The sequence below is a fragment of the Mycobacterium interjectum genome (assembly GCF_900078675.2).
Classification (GTDB): Bacteria; Actinomycetota; Actinomycetes; order Mycobacteriales; family Mycobacteriaceae; genus Mycobacterium; species Mycobacterium interjectum.
Map to the genome: position 1 here is coordinate 1,685,903 of NZ_LT546237.1, position 17,023 is coordinate 1,702,925.

Here is a 17,023-nt window from a genome sequence, read left to right on the forward strand (position 1 = left end):
CCGCCAGCAACTCGGTGGCATGCGTGGCGCCCAGCCCCGACCAGCGCAGTGTCCGGGGGGCGTAGTCGTACCGGTACAGATAGGTGGGCGCATGAGCACCGTGGGCCTCGGCGATCTGCCAGGCCGCCGAGCTGAACGCGAAGTCGCCGCCGAGTTGGATGCAGGCCGACGGTGCCGGGTAGTCGGGGTAGGCGGCGGTGATACGTTCGCGGGCAGCGGGTTCCGTGTCAGCCAGCAGCTCTTCGATCATCGACTCGTTCGTCGGCAGCATGCGCAGGAAGCGGGTGAACAGGCGGCCCTCTTCGGCGTTGGTGCCCACGATCAGCGGCACCCGATGCGCGCGGCCGGTCCGCATGGCCTCGACCGGGTCGACGGGCAGCACGTCGTCGCCGAAAACCGGGCCGATAGGGAAAGCACCGAGCCTGTTCTCCATGCCCTGGTCGATCAGCCGGTGTTGGGTCTCGACAAACTGCGCCGCGGACGCCCGCAGCAACGCGGTGGCCGCGTCCTGCCGGCGGGCGCCGAGCAGGCGGGCGAAGCGCGTCGCGAACTCGGCGGCCGTTTCCCGCGACCGCACCATGCCCGAGGCCGGGCTTTCCGAAATGGCCTGGGCGAACAGGCCTTCGGCCGCGGGTACCGCCAGCAGCGTCGCGGTGATGTGCGCGCCCGCGCTCTCCCCGAAGATGGTGACCTTGGCCGGGTCACCGCCGAACTCGGCGATGTTGTCGCGGATCCACTGCAGCGCCAGCACCAGGTCGCGTAGGTAGAGGTTGCTGTCGATGGTGATTTCGGAGGTCGACAGCGACGACAGGTCCAGGCATCCCAGGGCGCCCAGGCGGTAGTTGACCGATACGTACACACAGCCGCGGCGCGCCAGCGCCGCCCCGTCGTACAGCGGCGTGGCCGAGCTGCCCAGGATGTAGCCGCCGCCGTGGATGAAGACCATCACCGGTAACGGCTTGTCGGAGGGGACTTCCGGCGTGACGACGTTGAGGGTGAGGCAGTCCTCGCTCATCGGCTGGTAGCGCCCGACACCGAGCAGCGTGTAGCGGCGTTGCTGGGGCGCGCAGTGGGTGAAGCCATGGCAGTGCCGCACACCCGACCACGGCGGCGCGGGCTGCGGCGCCCGGAGGCGCAGGGGTCCCACGGGCGGGCGGGCGTAAGGGATGGATCGCCAGCGATTTACGCCATCGCGGGTGAAGCCTTCGACGATGCCGGCGGTGGTGCGGGCGCGGATGGTGCGCTCATGCATACCAGTGACGGTAGCCGACAGTGTGGCCGTATCGCGCGGGCAGCGGCCGAATCCCGGGCGTGGCGGTTAGCCTGGCGGGATGCGGATCGCCGCGCTGGTCTCAGTCGCCTTGCTGGTCGCCGGGTGCTCTCACCCGGCCGGCGACAACGCGGGGCGGCCACAAACCACCCCGCAGACCTCGGCCGGCGCCGCCCCGACGACCACCGCGCCGTCGGGTAGCAAACCGCCGGCACCGGCCGGTGCGCCGNGCCGTAGAAGCGGACCTCACGCTCGTAGAGCCCCAGCGCCGACCCCGTCTGCCGGCTCACCGGGTCGGACGCCGCGACCTTCAGCACCACCGACTCGGGCACCCCGGGGCCGGCGTCGGCGTAGGTGAGCAGGACGCGGTAGCACTCGCTCATCTGACCGGTGCCGATGCGCTCTACGGCGAAGTCGGCAATGGGTCCGGTGCCGATCGCGGCGGCCAGCCAGGCCGCCGTGAGATCACCGGGTCGTTCGATGACTTGCTCTGTGTGGGCATGCATGACGGACAGCGTGCCAGGTCAACGCGCCAGTGAGAAGCCGTCCCACGCCATCCGGCGATGGGGGTGCGGATCGAACTCGATCCGGCTCTTGCGGTCGAACACCATGACGGCGCGCTCGTCCGGGCTGTACGCGGGCCAGTCGTCACCCGGCGACCCGGTGCGGCTGAATGCCCGCCACCGCCGCTGCACATGATTGCTGACCCGCAGCGCCGCCCGCCGATCCGCGGCCGCGGTCAGCAGCGCACCGAACCGGGTGCGATAGACGTCGAAGACCGCCAGCAACTCGGTGGCATGCGTGGCGCCCAGCCCCGACCAGCGCAGTGTCCGGGGGGCGTAGTCGTACCGGTACAGATAGGTGGGCGCATGAGCACCGTGGGCCTCGGCGATCTGCCAGGCCGCCGAGCTGAACGCGAAGTCGCCGCCGAGTTGGATGCAGGCCGACGGTGCCGGGTAGTCGGGGTAGGCGGCGGTGATACGTTCGCGGGCAGCGGGTTCCGTGTCAGCCAGCAGCTCTTCGATCATCGACTCGTTCGTCGGCAGCATGCGCAGGAAGCGGGTGAACAGGCGGCCCTCTTCGGCGTTGGTGCCCACGATCAGCGGCACCCGATGCGCGCGGCCGGTCCGCATGGCCTCGACCGGGTCGACGGGCAGCACGTCGTCGCCGAAAACCGGGCCGATAGGGAAAGCACCGAGCCTGTTCTCCATGCCCTGGTCGATCAGCCGGTGTTGGGTCTCGACAAACTGCGCCGCGGACGCCCGCAGCAACGCGGTGGCCGCGTCCTGCCGGCGGGCGCCGAGCAGGCGGGCGAAGCGCGTCGCGAACTCNGAGGCAGGTCACCCAACCGACCCGGGCCGCTATCACAGCGCAATGCGGGAGGGCGCCACGACGCCGCTGGGCAACGACATCGCGTTGACCGCCCAGGGCGGCAAAGTCTCCTGCATGACCGATGTCAAGCACACCGGCGGTGCGCTGGCATGCCTGGTGAGCCTGACCAATCCCCCGCCGCGCCCCGACACCGCCTACGGCGACTGGAAGGGCGGCTGGGTCGACTTCGACGGAACGAACCTGCAGGTCGGGTCGGCGCGCGCCGACCCGGGTCCGTTCCTCAACGGCAACGGACCCGCACTGGCGGACGGGGACTCGTTGTCCTTCGGCGACTACCGGTGCCGCGCCGATCAATCCGGCCTGTTCTGCGTGAACTACGCCCATCAGTCCGCGGTGCGGTTCGCGACCGCCGGCATCCAGCCGTTCGGTTGCCTGCAGTCGGTGCCGCCGCCCGACGGTGTCGGCACGGCGTTTCGCTGCTGAGCGGGCACTTCGAGCGGCCCTGAATCTTGCTGCATCCGTGGTTTGGGCGTGCGACGATTTGCCGATGGACGCCGACGATCCCGAAAAGCGCATCGCCGACCTGGAACGTCAGCTCGCCGAGCAGAAGCGCATCGCCGAGCTGGAACGTCAACTGGCCGAGGCCAAGGCGGCCGCGGGGCAGGATCCCGACGATCGCGCACGCCAATACGCGCAGTCGTTGTGGGAGGGGTTGCGCTCCGGCGGTCCCGTGGGCCCCGGTGGGCCGTCCGCCCCCGAGATGGCGCAGCATCGAGAGGCTTTCATGCAAGCCGCGGCCCAGGCCGGCCTGTCGCCAGAACAGATCGACAACATCTTCAAGCACGGCAAGGCGACGTTCAAGGTGGGGCATTCGGTCGTGTATTCCGGCCAGGGCGTCACGGGCGACTACGGCGCGGTCGCCGGCATCCGACAGCCACCCGGCTTTCCGCAACAGGTCGGCTCGAGGCGCCACGTCGCGCAGGGCCGCCGCCGGCCGTGGGGCATGCGCGGGTGGCCGGATCGCATCGGGGCGATCATCGGGGCCCTGGGCCTGTGCATCGGGGCCGCCGCGTCGTTGACCGCGACGATGCCGGCGAGCGCGATGTGGACGAGCCCCTTCGTATGCGACAGCGGGTACCAGCTGGCGTACAACACCACCAACTACAGCTACAAGCCCGGCCAGTCGGGGACCAGCGTGAGCTTCGAATGCGTCGGCGCCACCGGCTCTTACGAGCCCAGCTGGATCGCCATCGACGCGCTGCAGACCATCCTGGCCGCCGCGTTGCTGGGCGCCGCGGTGGGCGTCGGCTTCCTGATCTGGCGCACCTTCCGCAAGCAGAGCTGACCGTCAGCCGGGCCGGGTGGCGACGGCGGCGAACAGCTCGCTCATTTCGTCGGCGGGCCCGCGCGGAACGGTGTAGCCGGCTTCGTCGCGAATCTCCTCGAGGTGATCGCGCACGTCCTCGACGGACAGCCCGGGGTCGTAGAAACCCGTTGTCCTGCCGATGAAGAACCGTGCGACGTGCCCGGCGCCGGCCGTGTAAATCTCCCCGGAAACCGGACAGTCCCGGTGGGTCAGGAAGGCCGCGACCGGAGCCACCAGGGCCGGGTCGAGTTTGCGAAGGTACTGACCGACAAGGTCATCCAGCACCGCCCGCGCCGCCGCCTCCCCGGGCTGCTCGGCGCTCCTCAGGGATTGCTCGAGCATCCGCGTGTATGCGATCGGGGCGATGGCGTTGACCTTGATGTTGTGGGCGGCCCCTTCGGCGGCCAGCACCCTGGTGAAGCCGATCAGCCCGGTCTTGGCCGCCCCGTAGTTGCTCATGCGTTCGGCGCCAAGGATTCCCGCCGCCGAGCAGGTGTTGAGGATCCGGCCGTAGCCGCGCTCCCGCATCACCGACCAGGCGGGCCGCGTAATGTAGAACGCACCCCGCAGGTGCACATCGATGAGGGGCTCGAGCCGTTCGGCGGTCATGTCCTCGAACGGTGCGTCGCCGACGATCCCGGCGTTGTTGATGACGAGGTCCAGCCGCCCCCAGGCGCTCAGGGCGGCGTCGACGATGGCCTGCCCGCCAGCGGGATTCGTCACGCTGTGCGTGTCGGCGACGGCCTGGCCGCCGGCTCGACGGATCTCATCGACGACGGCGCTCGCCGCCGCACCATCAGAGCCGTCGCCGGTCACCGAACCACCGACGTCGTTGACGACGACGCGCGCGCCCCGCGCGGCCAGCAGCAGCGCATACTGCCTGCCCAAACCGCCGCCGGCGCCGGTGATCACGGCGACCTGGTCGTCGAACCGCAGGTCTTTGCTCACCAACTGACCGGCAACTCTTTCATGCCGTAGATGTTGGCGTCTTTGAACCTCAGTTCCCCGGGCGCCACGGCCAACTTCAGCCCGGGTAGCCGGCGCGCCAGCGTGGCGAACGCGACCTGCATTTCGACGCGAGCCAGGTTCGCTCCGATGCATTGATGCACGCCGTATCCGAAACCCAAGTGCCCGCGTGGGTTTCGGCCGCATTCGAAGGATTCGGGATTGTCGACGAATTCGGGGTCCCAGTTTCCGGCGGGCAGGTTCATCACGACGAACTCCCCCGCCCGAATCAGCTGACCACCGATCAGCAGATCTTCGGTTGCCAAGCGATCGACCTGACTGTGCACGATGCTGAGGTAGCGCATGAGCTCTTCGACGATGTTCGCGATGACGGCGGGGTCGTCGGTTTGCCCGAGCCGTTCGAACACCTCGGGATGTTCCAGCAGCGCAACGGTTCCCAGCGAGATCATGTTGGCGGTCGTTTCATGTCCCGCCTGCATCATGATCACACTGCTCATGGCCGTGGTGGCACGGTCGAGTTGGCCGGTAGCCACATAGTCGGTGACCAGGCGGCTGATCAAGTCGTCGCCGGGTTCGCGCAGCTTGCGCTCCACCAACTCCTCGATGTAGGCGTACATGGCGCCGAACGCCTGGCCCTTTTCTGCGTCGGTGGACTTCTGGTCGAGCCCCTTCGTCGTGTTGCGTTGGAAGAGCTCGAGGTCTTCGGGCGGGACCCCCAGCAGCAGCGCGATCACCATTGACGGCACCGGCAAGGCGAATTCGCGTACCAAATCGGCCGGCGCACCGTTGTCGACCATTTGGCCGAGATAGTGATCGACCATCTCCTGGATGTGCGGCCGCATCGATTCGCAACGCCGAAAGGTGAAGTTGGCGGTCATCATGCGCCGCAACCGGTGATGCTCGGGATCGTCGGTCCGCGCGAACATGACCGGGACCTTGTTGTCGGCGTCCGTCGGCATGATGGAGTCCGGAATGGTCTTCGCGGACAAGCGCGGATCGACCAACGCCGCCCTGATGTCGTGGTAGCGGCTGACCACCCAGACCGGGTTGCCCTGGAACATGGCCCTTTGCAGGCCGGGTTGTTCTCGCCACTGCACGAACTCGGACGGGGGCGCGAGCGGGCATTGCCCCGGCCGCGGGCCGGGCAGCACCGGAAGATCGGCATCGGGGCAGGGTTGGGCTGTTCCGAGAGATGTGGAAGTTGTTGCCATAACCCGCGTTTCCCATTAAGTGTCAGACGACTGCCAGTTGTAGAGCCTAAAGCCCGGCCTGGTGGCAGTCAACTGTCGGTTACGCTGTCCTCATGTCCGGCGTTGAAGACCGGCCATTGCGGGCGGACGCAGTACGCAATGTCGAGCGCATATTGCGCGCGGCGCGGGACGTCTATGCCGAATTCGGGCCCGACGCACCGGTGGAGGCCGTCGCGCGCCGTGCGGGCGTGGGTGAGCGAACCCTCTACCGCAGGTTTCCCACCAAGGCCGACCTGGTCCGGGCGGCCCTCGATCAGAGCATCGCCGAGGACCTCACTCCGGTAATCGACAAGGCCCGGCGCGCCGAGGACCCACTGCGCGGCCTCACCCAACTGATCGAAGCGGCAATCTCGCTGGGCGCCCGCGAACACAGCCTGCTGACCGCGGCACGCCGGGCCGGGTCACTCACGTCGGATATCTCGGTTTCGCTCAATGAGGCGCTCGACGAGCTTGCCCGCGAAGGCCAGCGAGCCGGCAGCGTCCGCGCCGACCTGGTCACCGAGGACCTACCACGCCTGGTGGCAATGCTTTTCAGCGTGCTGGTGACGATGGATACGGACTGCGACGGCTGGAGACGCTATGTCGCCCTCGTCGTCGATGCGGTGTCGGTCAACGAGCGACAGCCGTTGCCTCCGGCCGCGCCGCTGCGTTATGAGGTCGGACCCGATAGCTGGCCACTGTAGGGCCGGGCGAGGGGTTCAGTTGATGGTGACCCCGGCGTCGACCTTGAACTGCAACCCCGTCACGTATCGGGACTCATCGGATAGCAGGAACAGCACGGCGCTGCTGACATCGGCCGGCTCCACGGCCGGGGTGGGCATCGCGTTGACGAAGATCGGGATCAGGTCGGACCGTTGCTCACCCAGAAGAGGCCCGAACGACGGCGGCACCATCCCGGTGGGTACACCGGTGGGAAGCACGGTGTTGACGCGCACGTTCTGTGCGGCCAATTCATTCGCCAAGGCCAGCGTCAAGCCGACGACGCCGTACTTCGCCGACGTGTAGGGCGTCTGCAGCGGAAAGCCTTTGATGGCGCCGGCCGAGCTGACGTTGACCAGGCTGCCGCCACCCTGGTCGAGCAGGTGCGGTATCGCGGCCGCGCAGGTGTTCCACACGCCGATGAGATTCACGTCGACCACCGTGCGCCACTGATCGGCGGTTGTCCTGTCCCAGGGCGCCACCGTGAGCACACCGGCGTTGGCGACCGCCCCGTCGAGACCCCCCAGCTCGCCGGCGCCGTCGTCGACCGCGGAGCGCAATTGCGCCTCGTCGCGCACATCGACGATGCGACTCACGCAGCGGCGGCCGAAATCTTCGACCATCCTTGCCGTTTCGGCCAGGTCGTCTTCGGTGGCCAGGGGATACTCGATCTGCGGTAAGGATTGGCAGATGTCGACCAGGACGAGGTCCGCGCCTTCCTCGGCAAGCCGCAGCGCATGGCTACGTCCCATGCCGCGAGCTGCGCCGGTGATGAGGATGCGTTTGCCCGCGACGCGCACCTACCGCTCGTTCCACATCAGGCCGCGCATCGTCGCGGAGAGCGGGATCTCCTCCACGCCGATAAGTCCCCGCGGTGCGCGGCACACCCAGTCGATCGCATTGACGGCGCGGCCCGCTGTCGAGATACAGCCGGCATCGGTCGAATCGAAGACAGGGTGCGAAACATGGGTGTTGATTTCCACCCGCGGTTCACCCTCCACGACGACACGGTGCACGCCGGTGTGGCCATCCGGCGGGAATTCCCAATCCGGCGCCGCAGCTTGGGTGAGCCTGGTGACGTGCTCAAGAGTGATCACCGGCTTGCCGTCACGGACACCCTCGGTGGCGAACCGCACCGCGGCCATCTGACCGGGCTGCACCGTCATCATGGTGCAGTCGATGCGCTCGGGGGTGAACCAGCGTTCGATGCGCTGGCGCACTTCGTCGAGCTTGATGTCGAGATGGTCCGCCAGGCTGCGGACCTGGCCTCCCCACATCGCCACGATCACCCCGGGCAAGAACATCATCGGCGAGTCGTCGTCCGCAGTCGTCCCGAATCCCATTGCAGCGCCGGTGAACTCGGCATCGTCGTAGTTTCCGTAATCGAAAATCTCCTGCACGGTGATCGAATCGACCCGGGTGGTCAGACTGGCCGCCGAGTGCACCAGCGTGTCGCCGGAGAAACCGGGGTCGATGCCGTTGACGTAGAGCGAGGTGTCGCCGGCCGCGCACGCGCGCTCCAGGGGCTCCCGCAACCAGTCGCCGGCATGGCGGGGTGTGACCAGCCAGACCATCGAGGTACCCACGACATTGGTGCCGGCCGCGAGGAACGTGGCCATCTGCTCGATGGCCTCCATCGGCCGGGTTTCACCTTGGGATGTGTAAACCACGCAGTCGGCGCCGAGGCCCACGAGGGCGTCCATGTCGTCCGTGGCAATGATCCCGGTCGGCTGGTCCAGCCCGCAGAGTTCGGCGGCGTCCCGGCCGATCTTCGCGGCGCTGGCGGCATGCAGCCCGACCAGTTCGAGGTCCGGCCTGCCGATGATGGCCCGCAACGAATGCCGGCCGACGTTTCCGGTCGAGAACTGAATGACTCTGCGCACGGTTACCCTCGTCCTTCCAGCGGCGGGTGATGTCCCATCATGACGCGTACGGTCGCGGCACCGGGGGTCAGTAGTCGGGTATCGGCAGCGGCGAGTTGTTCGAGTCGATACCGCCGTCGACGTGGAAGGTCGCGTTGGTCGCGTAGCAGTCGCGGGTGCACAGGTACACCGCGAGCCGCCCGAGGTCCTCGACGTCGCCCAGCCGATGCAGGGGTGTGGCCTCTTGCATCTTCTCCAGTGACCCGGGCATCAGATCCAGGCTGCCCCGCAGACCGTCGGTGGCGAACGAACCCAGGGCGATCGCGTTGACGCGAATCTTGGGGGCGAGTTCCTGCGCCATGGCGCGGGTCAGCGCTTCGAGACCGCCCTTCGCCACGCAATAGGCGGTCAGCGCCCGGATGCCAAAACGCGCAGAGCCCGAGGAGATGTTGATGATGGACCCGTGTCCGGCACTGAGCATGTGGGGCGCCACCAGCTGACTCATGATGAAGGCGGAGGTCACACACCAGTCGAACGTGTGCCGGAAATCTTCGTCGGTGATGTCCAGGAACCGCGCGTAGGTCGACCCACCGACATTGTTGACGAGAATATCGATGCGGCCGAGGCGCTCCATGGCCGTGTCCACGACGCGTTCTGAGTCCGGACGACTCATCGCGTCGGCAACGATCGCGACGCCCTTGCCGCCCGCGGCCTCGATACCGTCAATCGTGCCAACGATATCCGCCTCGGTACGTGCGGTGCCCACAATCGTGGCCCCCGCCTCCGCTAAGACCCTGGCAATGCCGGCCCCGACACCCTTCCCGGCCCCTGTGACGATGGCCACCTGTCCGTCCAGGCGGAACTGCTCCAACGCCATGGCGGGCTCCTTCGATCGTGCGCAATGCGTGCGCCGTTCAATCTAGGAACGCTGCTGACTAAAGTCAATGAATATGCCGGATGGGAATCCCTGACGGAAGGTGCGGTCTTAGAATGACCAAGTTGTGCAAGCCTTTCTGACGCGGAGGCGGCATAATGGTCGGGTTAGCCTCGGAACTCTTGCATGAGTCAGGTCAATCGTGAGGAAAGAAATGGCTGTGACGGATCGGCTGTCTGCGCGAGAAGCCAAGCGTCTGCAGACGAGAGAGCGTTTGATGGGCGCCGCGATCGCGGAGTTCACCCGAGCCGGGATGGCCGAGGCCGACGTCAGCGCTATCGTGTCGGCGGCAGGAGTCGCCCACGGCACCTTCTTCTTCCACTTCCCCACCAAGGAGCATGTGCTGCTGGAGCTAGAGCACCGCGAAGAGGAACGCATAGCCAAGCAGTACGCCCAATTCCTGAAGTCCAAGCACGACCTTGCTTCGGCGTTGAACGAAGCGGTCCGGCTGGTCGTCGGATTGGAACGCCGACTGGGCGATCTGCTCTTCAATGACTTTCTCGCGCTGCACTTCTCCCAAACCCGTCCGCAGACCGAAGACGGCAGGGATCACCCCTTGATCGTTTTGGTCGCCCAGGAAATCGCGCTTGCCCAAGAACGCGGCGAGGCGGATTCACAGGCCAATCCCATGAACAGTGCGGTGTTCTTCCTCTTGGGTCTCTACGCCCTCTTGATCACCACCAACCACTGGCCGACTGGCCACGCCCTGCTCGAAGACTACGTCGCAAGGACATTGCGCGGCCTAAAGCCCTGACCCTGCAACGCCTTACACCACTAGCGCACCACACCGCGCAACGGCACCAAACCTAGCTCCTTGTGGGTCAAAAAGCCCGGCGCCGCCTCGCATACGGCCGGAACCGTATTCGCCGGGCCCATCGCGGTCCAGGTGTAGCCGGGCTTGGGGTAATTTCCCTGTGGATCGGCCGGCGCCTGCAGGACTAGCTCGGTGGGCTCATCGCCCTCGATCACGATGCGGTAGTGGTAGTGGCCCCCCCAATCCGGCCGCGGCTCAATGGCGTCGTATTCGTCCATGGTGTACATCTCGTGGAAGGTGATGAGGGGCTTGCCGTCGACCCACGTCGTCCATTTGTGATGCTGGGAGGCGACGGTGCCCTTCTTGATTGAGCCCTTGAAGCCCGGCATGTCGCTGGACGGGCCCCCTTCGTACGGGATGTCGCGAATCGCCGTTCCCAGCTCAACGTCCGTCGTGTACCTGTCGACCGTCTTACCGAGGCCGTCGACCACCATGGCCATCGATTGGGCGAACAGAGGCCAGGCGTTGCCCAGCAGGTTCGGTCCGGCCAAGAACTCTTCGGGGGTGTTCCCCATCCCCATTTCGTGCAGGTATTTCAGGGTGTCCTTGCCGAAGTTCACCACCTCGTAAATGTGAATGGCGTCGATCCGGCTGACGATGCGGGCCAGCGTCAAGACGAGCAGGTCTCCGGCGAAACCAGGGTTGACACCGCCCGCGTGAAACGACGTTCCGCCCTCGTGACACGCCGCATCGATCTTGTCGATGTCCGCCTGACTGTGCTCGGTTCGAAACCACCAGGCGCCGCCCGAGGCAACGACATTCTTGCCCGACCGCAACAGGCGACAGACTTCGTCGGGATCCGACCAGAGCGGCGCGTAGAACACGCAGTCCGCATCCAGCGCTTCGATCTCCGCCTTGTCGGTGGTGGCGAGCACCCCGATCGGCGAGGTACCGACGAGCTCCCCGGCGTCCCTGCCCACCTTCTCCGGACGGTTACAGAGCACCCCGACGACCTCGAAGGCAGGGTTGTGCGCGAAGTGACGGAGCGCCACCGTGCCGACATTGCCTATCCCCCACTGGATAACGCGATACCTCTTCTCGGCCGGCGATTCGACGGTCATTGCTACTCCTTTTGCATGCACCGACTGCGCTATGACCAACGGATGGTTCCCAGCCAACGGCACACCACGGCTCAACGGCTGAGCGCTCGCTGAGCGTAGGCGCGCGCCGAACGGGGTGTCAACGCTCAGAAGCTGACTTTCGTCAGTAGAACGAGCGACGCATCGTGTCGGCTCCATCGCGGCACTTGGTAAGTGCACTATGCAATCGTGAGAACCGTGCCGCATTGCGCCGGTTCAACGGCGGCCGCGAACGCCTTCTGCTGACTCTAGTCAGCCTGTTATAGTGCACGAGCCGATCCAATCAGCAGGACGGGGAGGGTTCGTGAATCTGCCGAAGCTGCGGCAGCGTGATGCTGGCATGGGCACTGCAGCCGGTTCAACCGGCGCCGCCCCGGAGAGCCTGACGATCGACGAACACATGGAGCGGTCGCAACTCGCGCAGCGTCAGGCCGACAAGTGGCTCATCTCCGGCAGCCTCCTGATCGGCACCGCCGCCCTCGGCGTCTTCGGCTTGCCGCTGTTCGGATGGGGGGTGCGGCTGCTGCGCCGGGCCCAACGGGATGGCCTCTCGGTGCGCCCGATGCTGGTCACGTTGCTCGGCTACCTGGTCATCATCGACGCCGCGATCAACACCGTCGGGTGGGCGCTCGACCTGGTGGCAAGCCACACCCTGCTGGCCCGAGTGCTGCTCAACGGATGGGGCAACATGTTCGACGCCGGCTATTTCTGGCACTACAACGAGCTATGGGTCGGCGGGGCGGCAGGCCCCGGCGAAAAGGCCATGGAAGTCGGTCTCATCCTGACCGTCTTCACCATGCGCATCGCCGCAGCCATCGGCTTCCTGCAAATGAAGCGCTGGGGCCATCAATGGATGGTCATCACCTGCTGGATGGGCGTGGTGATCTGGATCACCTACGTCTTCAACATGACCATGTTCGCCGACGTGCGCTACGCCGGCGTCGTGCTGCCGGTCGTCGGCTGGTGGCTCTACGACATCTTCTACATCACCCCCTTCCTCGCCATCCCGTACCTGCACACCGTCAACCGCGAACTCTTCACCGACTGAGCGTGGCGCGATGAGCATCCTCACCGAATTCACACATCGATCGGCGGTCGATCCGTCACCAAGGAGGTCAAATCGTGGGCTATGTGTGGGAAATCCTGCGCTACGTCGCCGCCTGGGGTGGCACCGGCCTGATCATCTTGTTCTGGTACTGGCTGTTCTCCAACATAGGTACGTTCTGAAGCGCGGCCGCGGCAGAAGGCGCAGCACACGGGATTCGGCCTATGGCTGAGTATTCCGATGCCCATGCGATGGCGCTGGAACGGAGTTGCGCCGTGACGGCGGTCGCGCTCAGCCAGCAACGTCGTGAGGGCGTCCGGCTCATCACCGGCGAACGACGCGGCTTCGGTTTGGACGCAGCGCTCGCCTTCGTTCATGTCCCCTATCCCGCCCCCAATGGCTGGACACGTAGAACGCTGACATGCGGTGTGGCCCTGCAGTGTGCACCCTCGAAAGAACGCATCACCGAATATCGCCTCAACGAGCTATCCGCGCGCGAACTGCGCGCGCTCACGCTTGTCGAAGGTGGCGTCGCCCTCGGCTGGATGGCGTCGCGGTGCCCCGGACTGCTGCCCGAGGTGCGACGGCTGCTCCCCGAAATCCGCGCCGAATCCGCTGATCTGGGTGCCGCCGAAATGCTCAACCGGGCAATGGCATTGGCGGCCACCGGCCAGGCGTTGACGGTTCATCCGCTGCTGGGCACTTTGCCGCCGGCCTACACGGCACCGCACGGATTGGCCGACAGGTTGCGGCACAGCTTCGGCAGGATGCCATGGACGACGCGGCAGAAACGTCTTCCGCGGCCGTATTCGGTTCCCGTCGGCGGCGACGGGGGTGTCCGCAATCCCAACCTGCCGCCACCGAGCCGGCCGAAGGACAACGATCTCGACGTCACACCGGACCACCGGCCCGGGATTCCTTATCCCGAATGGAACATGTGGACACAGCGATTCATGCGCGACCATGTCGCGGTCATCGAGCAAGCCGACAGCCGGCGCACCCGCCGCCCGGTGCCGGTGGCCGTGGAGGTGCGCGTGTGGTTCGAAGAACACACCCATCGCGCGATGACCAACCGCCTAGAAGACGGCTGCGAACTCGACGTCGACCAGTACGTCAACCACTACATCGACCTGTCTACCGGCGAGGCGACGGAGCCCAGGGTCTTTCGCGACTTGCGGCCCAGCGGCCGCGACGTGACCACGGCGTTGCTGCTCGACGGCAGTTCGTCGCTGGGGGTCCACGGGGGGCGGATTTTCCGGCTCGAACTGGCCTGTGCCGACGCGCTTTCGCGCGCCATGACGCTGGCGCGTGAGCGTCATGGTGTTTTCGTGTTCACCGGCAATACCCGTCATCGCGTCGAAGTGCGGTGTCTGAAGGACTTCCAAGACCGCCGCTTTGTTGCGCCCAGTGGGCTGGGCCTGTCCACCCGCGGATACACCAGACTCGGTGCGCCACTTCGCCATTTGACAAGCCGCCTGCTGGCGCAGCCGTCCGAACGGCGGCTGCTGATCATCATCGGAGACGGGCTGATCTCCGACGAAGGCTACGAGGGCCGATACGCCTGGGCGGATGCCGCGCACGCCGTCGAGGAGGCCGGCGACGCCGGGGTGTCGATGTACTACGTCGGCGTGGGACCGACTCGGGTCGATCCCCTTCCCGAGGTGTTCGGGCCCCGCCGGTCGCAACGGATCCGGCGCATCGAGGAGCTGCCCCGGGTGCTGGCCCATGTCCACCGTGAACTGATCGCCGCGTGACCTGCCGACTGAGGAACAGATGACCACCGAGACATATTTCGCTCACGGCAACGAAGTTCAGCTGTTCGAGCGGGCCTTCCACCGGCGCATCCCGGTAATGCTGACCGGCCCAACCGGATGCGGCAAGACTCGTCTCGTCGAACACATGGGCTCACTGTTGCAACGACCCGTGGTCACCATCAGTTGCCACGACGATCTCACCAGCTCCGATCTCGTCGGCCGCTTCATGGTGACCGGAGGCGACGTGGTCTGGACCGATGGCCCGCTGACCCGGGCCGTCAAAGCCGGTGCCATCTGCTACCTCGACGAAGTCGTCGAAGCTCGGCACGACTCGCTGGCGATCCTGCACTCGCTCACCGACCACCGGCGGTCGCTCTACCTCGACCGCGCCGGCGAGGTGGTGAAGGCGCCGGAGGAGTTCATGCTGGTGTGTTCGTACAACCCGGCATATCGCAGCTCGCTGAAGGAACTCAAACCGTCGTTCCGCCAACGTTTCGTGACGTTGGCGATGCGGTATCTGCCGCCGGACCGCGAGGCCCAGGTGATCGTCGCCGAATCCGGGATTCCCTTGGCCACGGCCCAACGCCTGGTCGGATGCGCGGTCGCGATCCGCACCGCCGACGAGGTCTTTCACTTCGAACCGCCGTCGACCAGGGTGCTGGTCACGGCCGCTCAGCTGATCGCGGCCGGCGCTACCGAATTGGATGCGGCCGACGCGTGCATACTCACGCCGCTGAGCACCGACGGCGCGGTCACCGACGGTTTACGCGAGGTTGCGGCCGCCAGCCTGGCCGCCTCGAACACATTGGACGCCTAGCAGTTCGCCCGAGAAAGGAGCAACCGGCATGGACCGACAGGAGCAGAAGCGTAAGAGGGCGCTCATCGTCTTCCAAATCTTCATCTACGGCTACCTACTGGCGATGTTCGGCATCCAGCTCTACATGTCATTCGCCCGCGGGTGGTGGGACCTGTGAATCCTGTTGCCGCGCAGACTGCAAGCTCGGTCGGCCTCGACGACCACCATGACGAATCCCGCCAAGCGCAGCGCCGCGCCGACAAGTGGATGATCGTCGGCGCCGCCCTGATGGGCATGTGGGCGCCGGGCCTGATCGGGTTCCCCATTTTCATGCGTGGGGTATGGCTGCAGCGCCAGGCCCTGCGCGCCGGCCTGTCGGTGCGGCCCATGATCGTGACGCTGATCGGCTACCTGGTCCTGATCGACGGGATGCTCAACAGCCTGGGCTGGGCTCTTGACCTGGTCGCCAACCACACGTTGATCAACAGGGTGCTCATGGTCGGCTGGGGCAACATGTTCGACGCCGGTTATTTCTGGCATTACAACGAGCTGTGGGTCGGGGGCGCCGCGGGGCCCGGCGAGAAGGCTTATGTGGCGGGCTTGATCCTCACGGTGTTCTCCATGCGGGTGGCCGCGGCGATCGGGTTTCTACAGATGAAGCGGTGGGGCCATCAATGGATGGTCGTCACCTGCTGGATGGGCGTGGTGATCTGGTCGGCCTACGTGTTCAACATGACCATGTTCGCCGACGTGCGCTACGCCGGCGTCGTGTTCCCGGTGATCGGCTGGTGGCTCTACGACATCTTCTACATCACCCCCTTCCTCGCCATCCCGTATCTGCACACCGTCAACCGCGAAATCTTCACCGACTAAACAGGTTTAGGAGCATTGCGATGACCGAAGCGCCAGCAACCGAGGCAAACAACCCGAGCGGGGATTCCGAGGATCTCGAGCCGGGGACGACGCCGTATTACGCGCGAATGCACAAATGGATCAAGCGGGCCGTCCTGGTGTGCCTCGTCGCACTGGTCATCGAAGGCGCGTTCACCTTGCCGTTCATGGCGGTCTATTACGGCTACCCCACGCTGAGCCTCACCGAGATCTGCAGTGAGCTGCTGAAGATCAGGTACTCCAACGACACCTTGGAGTGCAAGTACCCCTACCCACCGTTCGGACCGCCGGAAGGAGCCGAGGGCAAGGCCACAGCACAGGACGTGTGGGGCATCCAGCCGATCCCGAAATACCACCGGCTTGGGTTCCGCGAACTCGTCAGGATTCACGACGAACGGCTGGCCCGGCAGGCCGCGCATCAGCAGCCGGCGCCGCATCCGTGATCCCGGCGCCCGCGTGCGGGCCCCACGCTCGCAGCTCGGGCGTAGTGCATACTGCCACGCGGGGCATACCCGGCCAGAAGGAAGTCACATGACGGCGGACAATCAATCGTCGCTTCATCACGTCGTGTTCGCGGTGGCACCCGAGCGACATGCCGCCGCCGCGCAACTGTTCGCAGACCTGGGATTCGTCTTCGAGAACTTCCAGCTGACCGAACTCGGCTTGGACATTCACCTCGACTGGAATCGCGGTATCGAGGTGATCAGCCCGATTCCGGGATCGCCCGGGCCCGTGGCCGCTTCGGTCAACGAGTTCCTCGGCGATCACGGCGACGGCGTGTACAGCGTGGTAATCCGCGTTGCGGCGGCCTCGGCGGCCGAAGCCGTGGCCGAGCGCTACGGGGCGACAACGCGATTCCGGCAGAGCATCGCGGGCGAGGGCTCCCATCTCGACGAAATCGACCTGTCGGTGTTGGGCCTGCCACTCACCTTCCTGGCGACGGACATTCCGTGATCGGCACGCGG

The 17,023-nt window shown here is 66.2% G+C and carries 17 protein-coding genes and 3 pseudogenes; 11 read left to right on the top strand and 9 right to left on the bottom strand.

What is annotated here, in order from left to right:
- The 3 genes and pseudogenes from BN4348_RS42435 to BN4348_RS42445 all read right to left on the bottom strand — a co-directional run.
- The coding region (locus BN4348_RS42435) for a carboxylesterase/lipase family protein (protein WP_066913134.1) at positions 1-1,252 on the bottom strand (1,252 nt) is incomplete at its 3' end.
- Positions 1,253-1,500: 248 nt separating this feature from the next.
- Positions 1,501-1,776 (bottom strand): annotated as a pseudogene (locus BN4348_RS42440) (phosphotransferase); the annotation flags it as partial.
- Positions 1,777-1,794: 18 nt separating this feature from the next.
- Positions 1,795-2,607, bottom strand: a pseudogene (locus BN4348_RS42445) (carboxylesterase family protein); the annotation flags it as partial.
- Between BN4348_RS42445 and BN4348_RS42450 the strand changes: the two are divergent.
- Positions 2,594-3,085 (top strand): annotated as a pseudogene (locus BN4348_RS42450) (hypothetical protein); the annotation flags it as partial. The pseudogenes BN4348_RS42445 and BN4348_RS42450 sit on opposite strands and share 14 nt — an antisense overlap.
- A 64-nt stretch (positions 3,086-3,149) precedes the next feature.
- Complete coding sequence (locus BN4348_RS42455; protein WP_066913138.1) at positions 3,150-3,947, top strand: hypothetical protein; 798 nt, start codon at positions 3,150-3,152, stop codon at positions 3,945-3,947.
- A 3-nt stretch (positions 3,948-3,950) separates the two neighbouring features.
- On the opposite strand, the gene BN4348_RS42460 is transcribed toward BN4348_RS42455, so the two are convergent.
- Both BN4348_RS42460 and BN4348_RS61430 read right to left on the bottom strand, forming a co-directional pair.
- Positions 3,951-4,916 carry an SDR family NAD(P)-dependent oxidoreductase gene (locus BN4348_RS42460; RefSeq protein WP_235852733.1) on the bottom strand — a complete coding sequence of 322 codons (966 nt, stop codon included), beginning with the start codon at positions 4,914-4,916 and terminating at the stop codon, positions 3,951-3,953.
- Positions 4,913-6,145, bottom strand: coding sequence for a cytochrome P450 (locus tag BN4348_RS61430; RefSeq protein ID WP_066913142.1), 1,233 nt, complete (start codon positions 6,143-6,145; stop codon positions 4,913-4,915). Before BN4348_RS61430 ends, BN4348_RS42460 begins: the two co-directional genes overlap by 4 nt.
- Positions 6,146-6,237: 92 nt before the next feature.
- Here BN4348_RS61430 and BN4348_RS42470 point away from each other — a divergent pair, with 92 nt between their 5' ends.
- On the top strand, positions 6,238-6,867 hold the full coding sequence (locus tag BN4348_RS42470; protein WP_066913144.1) for a TetR/AcrR family transcriptional regulator: 630 nt from the start codon (positions 6,238-6,240) through the stop codon (positions 6,865-6,867).
- A gap of 15 nt (positions 6,868-6,882) precedes the next feature.
- Here BN4348_RS42470 and BN4348_RS42475 read toward each other — a convergent pair whose 3' ends face one another.
- The 3 genes from BN4348_RS42475 to BN4348_RS42485 form a co-directional block, all read right to left on the bottom strand.
- Positions 6,883-7,683, bottom strand: coding sequence for a mycofactocin-coupled SDR family oxidoreductase (locus tag BN4348_RS42475; protein WP_084454174.1), 801 nt, complete (start codon positions 7,681-7,683; stop codon positions 6,883-6,885).
- Positions 7,684-8,766, bottom strand: coding sequence for an NAD(P)H-dependent amine dehydrogenase family protein (locus BN4348_RS42480; protein ID WP_066913146.1), 1,083 nt, complete (start codon positions 8,764-8,766; stop codon positions 7,684-7,686).
- Between the two features lie 67 nt (positions 8,767-8,833).
- Positions 8,834-9,622, bottom strand: coding sequence for an SDR family NAD(P)-dependent oxidoreductase (locus BN4348_RS42485; RefSeq protein ID WP_066913148.1), 789 nt, complete (start codon positions 9,620-9,622; stop codon positions 8,834-8,836).
- 211 nt (positions 9,623-9,833) lie between these two features.
- Here BN4348_RS42485 and BN4348_RS42490 point away from each other — a divergent pair, with 211 nt between their 5' ends.
- Positions 9,834-10,433 (top strand): TetR/AcrR family transcriptional regulator, encoded by a 600-nt coding sequence (locus BN4348_RS42490; protein WP_066913150.1) that lies wholly within the window; start codon positions 9,834-9,836, stop codon positions 10,431-10,433.
- A 20-nt stretch (positions 10,434-10,453) separates the two neighbouring features.
- Here the strand turns inward: BN4348_RS42490 and BN4348_RS42495 are convergent, their stop codons facing one another.
- A complete protein-coding gene (locus tag BN4348_RS42495) occupies positions 10,454-11,554 on the bottom strand; it encodes an NAD(P)H-dependent amine dehydrogenase family protein (protein ID WP_066913152.1) in 1,101 nt (366 codons plus the stop codon).
- Positions 11,555-11,912: 358 nt separating this feature from the next.
- Here BN4348_RS42495 and BN4348_RS42500 point away from each other — a divergent pair, with 358 nt between their 5' ends.
- The 7 genes from BN4348_RS42500 to BN4348_RS42525 all read left to right on the top strand — a co-directional run bounded on the left by BN4348_RS42500 (position 11,913) and on the right by BN4348_RS42525 (position 17,012).
- A complete protein-coding gene (locus BN4348_RS42500; protein WP_066913154.1) occupies positions 11,913-12,620 on the top strand; it encodes a hypothetical protein in 708 nt (235 codons plus the stop codon).
- Between the two features lie 221 nt (positions 12,621-12,841).
- A complete protein-coding gene (locus tag BN4348_RS42505) occupies positions 12,842-14,371 on the top strand; it encodes a nitric oxide reductase activation protein NorD (protein ID WP_066913158.1) in 1,530 nt (509 codons plus the stop codon).
- A gap of 19 nt (positions 14,372-14,390) precedes the next feature.
- A complete protein-coding gene (locus BN4348_RS42510) occupies positions 14,391-15,188 on the top strand; it encodes a CbbQ/NirQ/NorQ/GpvN family protein (protein WP_066913160.1) in 798 nt (265 codons plus the stop codon).
- Positions 15,189-15,216: 28 nt separating this feature from the next.
- Positions 15,217-15,345 carry a hypothetical protein gene (locus tag BN4348_RS62155; RefSeq protein ID WP_255361372.1) on the top strand — a complete coding sequence of 43 codons (129 nt, stop codon included), beginning with the start codon at positions 15,217-15,219 and terminating at the stop codon, positions 15,343-15,345.
- Entirely contained in the window at positions 15,342-16,040 is a 699-nt protein-coding gene (locus BN4348_RS42515) for a hypothetical protein (protein WP_066913161.1), read from the top strand. Before BN4348_RS62155 ends, BN4348_RS42515 begins: the two co-directional genes overlap by 4 nt.
- Positions 16,041-16,060: 20 nt before the next feature.
- Complete coding sequence (locus BN4348_RS42520) at positions 16,061-16,501, top strand: hypothetical protein (protein WP_066913163.1); 441 nt, start codon at positions 16,061-16,063, stop codon at positions 16,499-16,501.
- An 88-nt stretch (positions 16,502-16,589) separates the two neighbouring features.
- Positions 16,590-17,012 carry a hypothetical protein gene (locus BN4348_RS42525; RefSeq protein ID WP_066913166.1) on the top strand — a complete coding sequence of 141 codons (423 nt, stop codon included), beginning with the start codon at positions 16,590-16,592 and terminating at the stop codon, positions 17,010-17,012.
- Positions 17,013-17,023 lie beyond the last annotated feature (11 nt).

Coding starts and splice junctions, on each gene's coding strand:
- BN4348_RS42470 (WP_066913144.1), top strand. CDS start 6,238: ATGTCCGGCGTTGAAGACCGGCCATTGCGGGCGGACGCAGTACGCAAT.
- BN4348_RS42505 (WP_066913158.1), top strand. CDS start 12,842: ATGGCTGAGTATTCCGATGCCCATGCGATGGCGCTGGAACGGAGTTGC.
- BN4348_RS42485 (WP_066913148.1), bottom strand. CDS start 9,622: ATGGCGTTGGAGCAGTTCCGCCTGGACGGACAGGTGGCCATCGTCACA.
- BN4348_RS42495 (WP_066913152.1), bottom strand. CDS start 11,554: ATGACCGTCGAATCGCCGGCCGAGAAGAGGTATCGCGTTATCCAGTGG.
- BN4348_RS42510 (WP_066913160.1), top strand. CDS start 14,391: ATGACCACCGAGACATATTTCGCTCACGGCAACGAAGTTCAGCTGTTC.
- BN4348_RS42520 (WP_066913163.1), top strand. CDS start 16,061: ATGACCGAAGCGCCAGCAACCGAGGCAAACAACCCGAGCGGGGATTCC.
- BN4348_RS62155 (WP_255361372.1), top strand. CDS start 15,217: ATGGACCGACAGGAGCAGAAGCGTAAGAGGGCGCTCATCGTCTTCCAA.
- BN4348_RS42525 (WP_066913166.1), top strand. CDS start 16,590: ATGACGGCGGACAATCAATCGTCGCTTCATCACGTCGTGTTCGCGGTG.
- BN4348_RS42455 (WP_066913138.1), top strand. CDS start 3,150: ATGGACGCCGACGATCCCGAAAAGCGCATCGCCGACCTGGAACGTCAG.
- BN4348_RS42490 (WP_066913150.1), top strand. CDS start 9,834: ATGGCTGTGACGGATCGGCTGTCTGCGCGAGAAGCCAAGCGTCTGCAG.
- BN4348_RS61430 (WP_066913142.1), bottom strand. CDS start 6,145: ATGGCAACAACTTCCACATCTCTCGGAACAGCCCAACCCTGCCCCGAT.
- BN4348_RS42500 (WP_066913154.1), top strand. CDS start 11,913: ATGGGCACTGCAGCCGGTTCAACCGGCGCCGCCCCGGAGAGCCTGACG.